This is a genomic window from Candidatus Marinimicrobia bacterium CG08_land_8_20_14_0_20_45_22, from assembly GCA_002774355.1.
Classification (GTDB): Bacteria; Fidelibacterota; UBA2242; order UBA2242; family UBA2242; genus 0-14-0-20-45-22.
In genome coordinates this window covers 1-1303 of the sequence record PEYN01000169.1, presented here as the reverse complement: position 1 = coordinate 1303, position 1303 = coordinate 1, and the positions used below count along the sequence as shown (strand labels likewise).

2 protein-coding genes are annotated in these 1303 nt (G+C 41.8%); both read right to left on the bottom strand.

From position 1 onward, the window contains the following. Positions 1-189 precede the first annotated feature (189 nt). On the bottom strand, positions 190-363 hold the full coding sequence (locus tag COT43_09835) for a hypothetical protein (GenBank protein ID PIS27571.1): 174 nt from the start codon (positions 361-363) through the stop codon (positions 190-192). A 36-nt stretch (positions 364-399) separates the two neighbouring features. Continuing rightward, positions 400-1167 carry a hypothetical protein gene (locus COT43_09830; protein ID PIS27570.1) on the bottom strand — a complete coding sequence of 256 codons (768 nt, stop codon included), beginning with the start codon at positions 1165-1167 and terminating at the stop codon, positions 400-402. Between the last annotated feature and the right edge of the window lie 136 nt (positions 1168-1303).

Genomic DNA, 1303 nt, shown 5'->3' with positions numbered 1-1303 from the left:
GAGATTCCGGTTTTTGCCAGGATCACGAAATCACCGGCGGTTCCCAGATTGACTGCACCGGGACCGGATGCGCTGGTGGTCGATACTATCAATGCTACCATAAGCATTGCTCCGACGAAGCGCGTCAATCGGCCTAAAATACTTTTAGGATTTGTGGTATCAATTCTCATAATAATCTCTTTTGTTTCTTTATCTAATCATTTTAAACACTATTCTTCTGTTCATTGCTCTGCCATCTTCGGTCTCGTTATCTCCAACTGGACGATTTTTCCCGTAACCGACAGTTGTAAGTCTGTCTTGTTCTATTCCTTGAGAAACAAGATATGCTTTAACAGTTTGAGCTCTCTGAATTGAAAGTTCCATGTTGTAAGCCTTGGTGCCGAGATAATCAGTATATCCTTAAATCTCAAATTTCGCACCGGGTTTATCTTTCAATAAAACAACGGATTTATCAAGCACAGGGTATGACTCTGGTAAAAGGTCCGCTTTATCGAATGCGAAATTTACACCCACCAGAACCAACAGATCATTTTTAAATTCCATGATGTATCTGTCAATGACGACCTGGTTGGTAACTTCTTTGGGTATATGCTTCACAATCAGATTTTCAATTCTGTTATAGTCGGTCAGGTCTATCCCTCCCGGGGTAAATTCCGGACAAGGTTCGCACTGCTTGGATGGCTCGCCTTTACGAAAAAAGAAATGGAAGCCGCCGGCAAAAACTAAATATGAATCGCGTCCATTCACCTCAGTCGGAACAATAGCGCCATCAAGTTTTGAATTACTGGTAACATGATAGCCAACCTCTGAAGTAAAACTCCACTTGCGATTCATCTTGTATTCAATACCGGCACCGACAGCTACCTGAGACCCGAATTCCCTTTTATCCTGAAATCCGGTTTGTCCGTTATGTACCATTCTATAACTGCCGCCAACTCCGCCAAAAATATAGGGTGACGCCGGCGCGCATGGAGCCAGATAATACAGTATAGCCAAATCGCCTGATAAAAGATTAGTTCTTTCCGTAATCTTGATGTGAGATGCATCCTTCCAACTTCCTTCGAGGTGCGACCAACCGGTTTTCACTCTTAATCCAACATGCTCGGAAGTATTGCGTTGGAGTGAAAGAAACGCGCCGTAATCAGAATTTAATGCGGTGATGTTCACCGAATAATATCTAGTGTTAAGTTAACTTTGCTATGACGGTAATATTTAGTATATTTGTACTAAAAAGGAGATATCATGGTACAGTACACAATCAAACTCAAAAAACCAGAAGTGGAAGAACTTTACCGAATTATCA